The organism is Streptomyces calidiresistens, assembly GCF_014141525.1.
Lineage (GTDB): Bacteria > Actinomycetota > Actinomycetes > Streptomycetales > Streptomycetaceae > Streptomyces > Streptomyces calidiresistens.
This window is the reverse complement of sequence record NZ_VKHS01001238.1, coordinates 1-1,067: the sequence shown is the minus strand read 5'-3', so window position 1 is coordinate 1,067 and position 1,067 is coordinate 1. Positions and strand designations below refer to the sequence as shown.

Here is a 1,067-nt window from a genome sequence, read left to right as displayed (position 1 = left end):
CTCCGACCCGTCCCCCGCCACACCCCCCGGATGGGACGAGATGCCCGACTGGGAGAAGCGGTACCGCGCGCCGCGCGTCGGCTTTCCCGAGTGGGCCGAGGACGCCCCCGACCGCTCGCTCTTCGTCTCCAACGTCGGCGGCACCTTCGAGCTGTACACCTGGGACCGCGCCTCCGACACCCGCCGGCAGGCCACCGACCGCCCCAACGGCACCGTCGACGGCACCCTCACCCCCGACGGCTCCCACCTGTGGTGGTTCGACGACACCGACGGCGACGAGTTCGGTGTCTGGCGCCGGCAGCCCTTCACCGGCGGCCCCGACGAGACCGCCGTGCCCGGCCTGGCCCCCGCCTGGTCCGCCGGCCTGGCCCTCGGCCGGGACGGCACCGCCGTGGTGGGCCGGATGACCGAGGAGGAGGGCACCACCGTCCACGTGGCGCCCGCCGACGGCGAACCCGTGGAGATCTACCGCCACCGCGAGTCCGCGGGGGTCGGCGACCTGTCCCGGGACGGGCGGCTGATCGCCCTGGAGCACACCGAGCACGGCGACACCATGCACGCCGCCCTGCGCGTCGTCGACCGCGAGGGCCGCACCGTCGCCGAACTCGACGACACCGAGGGGGGCACCGAACCCCTCGGGCTGTCGGTGTGGGGCTTCTCCCCCGTCCCCGGCGACCACCGGCTGCTCGTCGGCCACCAGCGCGGGGGCCACTGGGCACCGATGATCTGGGACCCCACCACCGGCCGTTCCGAGGAGGTCGACATCGACCTGCCCGGCGACGTGCACGCCGACTGGTACCCCGACGGTTCCGCCCTGCTCGTCGTCCACGACCACCACGCCCGCGGCGAGTTGTACCGGTGGCCGCTCGCCCCGCTCGGCGGGAGCGACGCGCACGGCGGCACGGCCGGCACCGGCGGTCCCCTGGAGCGGCTCGACACCCCCGCCGGGTCGGTGTTCGGGGCCGGCGCGCGCCCCGACGGGACGGTGGAGTACCTGTGGTCCTCCGCCGCCGAGCCGCCCCGGGTGTGCTCCACCGCCGGCGGGGTCGTCCTGCGGGCCCCCGGCC

General features: G+C 76.5%; 1 pseudogene. It reads left to right on the top strand.

Going from position 1 to position 1,067, the window contains the following annotated elements:
* Positions 1–40: 40 nt before the first annotated feature.
* Positions 41–1,067 (top strand): annotated as a pseudogene (locus FOE67_RS26610) (S9 family peptidase); the annotation flags it as partial.